Source organism: Sulfitobacter sp. (assembly GCF_036961165.1).
In the GTDB taxonomy this organism is placed as follows: domain Bacteria; phylum Pseudomonadota; class Alphaproteobacteria; order Rhodobacterales; family Rhodobacteraceae; genus Sulfitobacter.
In genome coordinates this window covers 1-4,675 of record NZ_JBALVJ010000145.1, presented here as the reverse complement: position 1 = coordinate 4,675, position 4,675 = coordinate 1, and the positions used below count along the sequence as shown (strand labels likewise).

The 4,675-nt window shown below is 53.3% G+C and carries 6 protein-coding genes; 2 read left to right on the top strand and 4 right to left on the bottom strand.

What is annotated here, in order from left to right; genetic code table 11:
• Both V7730_RS22180 and V7730_RS22175 read right to left on the bottom strand, forming a co-directional pair.
• Window positions 1-271 (bottom strand): helix-turn-helix domain-containing protein (locus V7730_RS22180; protein WP_443070271.1); only part of this gene is annotated, 271 nt, incomplete at its 3' end.
• 94 nt (window positions 272-365) lie between these two features.
• Window positions 366-785, bottom strand: a complete 420-nt coding sequence (locus tag V7730_RS22175; protein WP_335749731.1) for a MerR family transcriptional regulator — start codon at window positions 783-785, stop codon at window positions 366-368.
• Window positions 786-1,194: 409 nt separating this feature from the next.
• On the opposite strand from V7730_RS22175, the gene merF reads away from it, so the two are divergent.
• Window positions 1,195-1,419 carry a mercury resistance system transport protein MerF gene (gene merF / locus V7730_RS22170; protein WP_335749733.1) on the top strand — a complete coding sequence of 75 codons (225 nt, stop codon included), beginning with the start codon at window positions 1,195-1,197 and terminating at the stop codon, window positions 1,417-1,419.
• Window positions 1,395-1,619: a GDCCVxC domain-containing (seleno)protein gene (locus V7730_RS22165; RefSeq protein ID WP_335749730.1), complete on the top strand. Its 225-nt coding sequence runs from the start codon at window positions 1,395-1,397 to the stop codon at window positions 1,617-1,619. The genes merF and V7730_RS22165 overlap by 25 nt, the downstream gene beginning before the upstream one ends.
• A gap of 237 nt (window positions 1,620-1,856) precedes the next feature.
• Here V7730_RS22165 and V7730_RS22160 read toward each other — a convergent pair whose 3' ends face one another.
• Together V7730_RS22160 and V7730_RS22155 are read right to left on the bottom strand one after the other, a co-directional pair.
• The gene (locus V7730_RS22160) at window positions 1,857-3,101 is read right to left on the bottom strand and encodes an adenylate/guanylate cyclase domain-containing protein (RefSeq protein ID WP_335749729.1); all 1,245 of its coding nucleotides are present in this window, start codon (window positions 3,099-3,101) and stop codon (window positions 1,857-1,859) included.
• A 485-nt stretch (window positions 3,102-3,586) separates the two neighbouring features.
• Window positions 3,587-4,402, bottom strand: coding sequence for an ion channel (locus V7730_RS22155; protein ID WP_335749728.1), 816 nt, complete (start codon window positions 4,400-4,402; stop codon window positions 3,587-3,589).
• Between the last annotated feature and the right edge of the window lie 273 nt (window positions 4,403-4,675).

Genomic DNA, 4,675 nt, shown 5'->3' with positions numbered 1-4,675 from the left:
ATCGCTTCAAGCTTCGAGCGATAGACCGCAAGGACATCTGTGCCCGCAGACCTCTGGATATCTCTTCCCGATCGATCAAGGTAAGCGCGAGGCGAGACCGAACGCGATCTGGTGGACGGATGCCGCCCGTGCGCGCAAGGAGCGGGTAAATTGACGATGACCCCCGATCAAACACCCGACCAATCGAGCTCATCGACTCTCCGCGCTGCCATCTGTCCCAAATCTCCGACTTCTGCTTGTCCGTGAAAAATACGCGGCGACGACACTTCATTTTGATCACTCCATCTTTGGCTAAAGATTAAAGTGTTGCGTCGACCCTTTGAAATCGCCGGACTTTCCTGCCGTTGAGAAGGCTGATGCCAATGTCAGCTTTTCTGTGCAACGGCCTCACCAAAGCCATCTCTCATCAGTGAATCAAGCATTGGACAGGCCGCTGTTCCATCGTCGCAATTCTTGGAAAGGTTCAAGAGCGCTTCCCGCAATCGCGCAAGATTTTCAATCTTAGCATCAATCTGGGCCAAATGATCTTCCGCCAGTGTTTCCACCTCGCCACAGGAGCGATCTTCTTGTCCGGTGAATGAAAGGAAAGTTTGAATAATCGGTATCGGAAAACCTAAATCGCGACACCGTTTCACAAATCGTAGCTTTGCAATTTCATCGACTGAATAGAGCCGTCGCCCTGCGGTGGACCTTCCTGGCTTAGGAACAACGCCTACGCGTTCGTAGTAACGGATGGTTTCTATGTTCACCCCACTTTGCTGTGAGGCCTGCCCGATTGCTATCATTTCTCTTGCTCCTGTAGTGGCTACAGGAAGTACAAGTTGAAAATGGATATGCATGCAAATCAAGAAACAGTGACAGAAACGGGCTTGGCGGTTTGGCTTGTGATGCCTTTCGGGGCACTACTGGCGCTGCTATCGGCCTCATGTTGTGTGTTGCCTATTGGACATTCGATCATTGGCCTTGGTGGGTCATGGCTCACGATGCTTGGACCTTTCTCGCTTATCGCGGCTTCATCCTCATCGTGGTTGCCCTTGCGCTCGTGTGGGCTTGGTATCGTGTGATGCACCCAAAACCTTGCACTGCACCCAAGCGATCCACCGCCATTTGGACGGTAGTCGCCACGGTCGCATTCTTGGTCGCTCTATCGTCGCCTTTTTGGGAGGGTTCGGCGCAGTCTTTCATGTGGGATTTATGGAGGTTAACAAGTTGAAGAATAAACTACTGGCGCTTGGAGTGAGCGGTACGATACTGGCCGTTCTCTGCTGCTTCACACCGCTATTGCCGATTGCCCTGACAGCGCTTGGTCTGACTGGACTACTTGGTGTCGTTTACAATGACGCTGTTTTATTGCCGATCTTGGCTGGGTTTCTCATACTGACGGGGTACGCGATATGGCGACAGAAGAAACAAAAGTAACTCTGGAATCGACTCTGACCTGCCCGTCATGTGGACACGTTGAGATCGAAACCATGCCGACAGATGCCTGCCAGTGGTTTTACGAGTGCAAGTCCTGCCAAACATTATTGAAGCCACTGGAAGGTGACTGCTGCGTATATTGTTCCTATGCAACGGTGCCATGTCCACCGTTTCAAGAAGGTAAGTCCTGCTGCACATAGCGGACGTTAGCTGCATAGCGGCAAGACGGTAAGTTAGGGCTCAGACCTGCCTTTCGCTGCAACAGGTATGAATGGCAGCTATGGGCTGTTTACTGCGCCCGGATCCAAGGGCGGAATGCCTACCTTCGCTGCTTGTGCAAGTTGAGATTGTGCCAACAGCGAGACCCGATATTCAAATATCGGCTGATCGAGTGTTCTTTTGGCGGTGGAGGGCTGTGTCGCGGCGGCAGCGTACAGTTAAACCAACTTTTCCTTCAAGCCATCAAGCATATAGGTTGCTCTGGGTCGGTGCCCCTTGATCTGGATTTCACCGCGTGGCGTTGACTGATAGCGGTTAGACAGCAGTTGCCACGTCTCGGCGGACATCTGGATTTGATCTGGAATACCTTCGGATTCCATCCGACTGGCAACGTTGACGGTGTTTCCCCATAGATCGTAGGAGAACTTCTGCTTGCCGATAACACCCGCGATGACGGCTCCGGAATGCACGCCTATCCGCATCTTCAGATCAACATTGTTGTCCTTGCGAAATTCGCCGAAGGCCTGCTGCATCCCCAACGCAAGGTCGGCAATTTTTTCGGCGTGGTCCGCGACGCTGCCCTGCAGACCCGTTGCGACCATATAGGCGTCGCCAATGGTTTTGATCTTTTCTGCACCGTGTTCTGCCGCAAGGGCATCAAACCGCGAAAACAGATCGTTCAGCAAGTTTACCAGCTCATTCGCCGACATTTTCCGCGAGATGTCGGTAAAGCCAGCAAGATCTGCAAAGAGGACAGACACGCAGTCATGTGTGTCAGCTAGGGGTTCCTCTTGTGCCTTCAGCCTCACGGCAATGTCTGCGGGCAGGATATTGAGCAGCAATGTCTCGGACCGGCGCTTTTCTTCTTCAAGTAGGCGTTCTAAATGATAGGCGCGCCGATTGATGACGTCCAAAAGATAGGCAAAACCTATCGCAAATCCGACGCCACCACTGGTCCAGGCCACCGCATTCACAACCTCAAAGGATGTACCGCCCGCCAGAGTAATCGTGAGAAGCGCGGCAAAAAGATATGCGCCCAGAATGATTGAGGCCTGACGCACACCGTTGGTAATCGCCGGAACGAATATCATTCCAGTCAAAAGTCCGCCCACGCCTGCGACAAACCCGTCAGGCAATTGCGCTAATATCAAAGGGAACAAAATCGCCACACCAAGGTACGTGTACATCATGAAATACGTCCATAACCTTGGACTGGTGCGTATGATCGGCAGGAATGAAACACTGATACATATCGCGAAGTGGAGTACTGCCGCAGCGCGAAGCGGACCAGTTTTGCTCAGCGCATCGGGGTCCAACATCAGATCCCAAAACCCATAGCCGATAAATGCAACAAGGCCGATGGCTGATGCCAACCTGCCAAGCGGAATAAACTTTTGCAGCAGTTGCAGGGCATAGGCACGTTCGACGTCTGGCTCGAATTTTATCGGGTACCAATTTTTCACTGCAATTTCCATCTTTGACATGCCAGAAGGCAGGGTAGACGATGACACTATCGAAGTCATTGAGCATTACCCGTTGTGAAAAGTACCCGTGTCCAGCTTTCTTGATGGAAGAGGCCTTTAGATGGACAAGCGCAAGATAATTCGACAGCCGAACGGTAGCGGCTGTCCTGATACTGCGGAAATAGTCAAAACTCGGAACTGAATAGAACAGGGAAACAATGGCCGCAGCGTCCGATGAAAGACGTTTTGGTGGATAAATTGCTTTAAGATCGACGGCCGTCAGCAATACAAAAGCTACGCCGCGGCATCATATCGACACGCGAATGTCTCTTATGGGCAGGAACCGCCAAATTTTTTTGAGTGTGTCCGCCATTCCTCGGAGCAGTGCGGACTTGGGATTTATTGTTTTCTGCTCTGCTTTTTGGAACGCTCGCGTGCTTCGAATGAGGGCAATGACGGGCAATGATCGAAACACGTTGTCGCGTTCATGGGCCAGTGTCGCCCTCCGTCTCGATCTTCAACAGCTCGCCACAATGCTTGCAGTGAATCGCATCCGGTTCGTGCCGGTTCAGGCCACATTCTGGGCATTTATGGTTGATCTTGGATGGCTGGAAGATGGTGCGCGCCAATTGCAAGAAGAGCGCCACGCCCACGACCATGATGAACACTGACAACAGCTTTCCGCCGGTCGTCGTCATGGTGATATCGCCGAAGCCCGTGGTCGTTAGCGTCGCCACCGTGAAATAGAGCGCGTCGACATAGCCGGCGATGCCAGCCTCGTCATCGAAGGCCAGCACGAAGACGAGCGACGTGGTCACGAAGATGAAGACGAACAGGTTGATGGCAGCGAGAATGGCGTCTTCGTGGCGGCGGAAGAACAGGCTATCGCGGCGGAGATCACGGAGCAGGTGATAGGAGTGAATCAGCCGCAGGCCGCGTAGCACGCGCAGGAAGGCTACGTTTGCGGTGAGAAGCGGCGCAAGCAGCAAGGACGCCACGACGAGCAGATCCGCCAGAGTGTAGATGCGGGTCAGCTCCCGGCGCAGGTTATCGGAAATCCAGAATTGGGCCGCAAGGTCCAGAAGTATGAGCAGACCGAGCGAGATGTTCAGCGCGGCCGTAACCGGTGTCGCGGGCAGCGCTGCGGTAGTAATGAAATAGACGATGGTCAGCGCATCGAAAAAGATCAGTCCATAGCGAAACCGCCGGGCGCGTTGGCTTTGTCCGGCGTAGAGCAACCTGATCGTTTGGTGCAGTTCTTTCATAATTTCAACATGCCACATGTTGTCGCCCAGGACCATGCGCCGGAATATCTGCGTGCCTGCGGACAAGTTCGAGGGGCCTCGCACTGTGATTATTTGATACCGCCAAGTTGTCGCACGCACAGTAAATGGCAGGTTTCACGTGCTGCACCGCAGCGATGCAAGTTGTTAACGAGCTGCGGCTCAGGGCCATTCAAGTCGAATGCCAAGTGCGCGACAAGCAGGGCGGAAGCGTACCTTCGCTGCGATCTACACAGAGGTCCGCTTTGCGTGGCGGTCTCAACTGATCGACGCAACACATGCATTGAAACG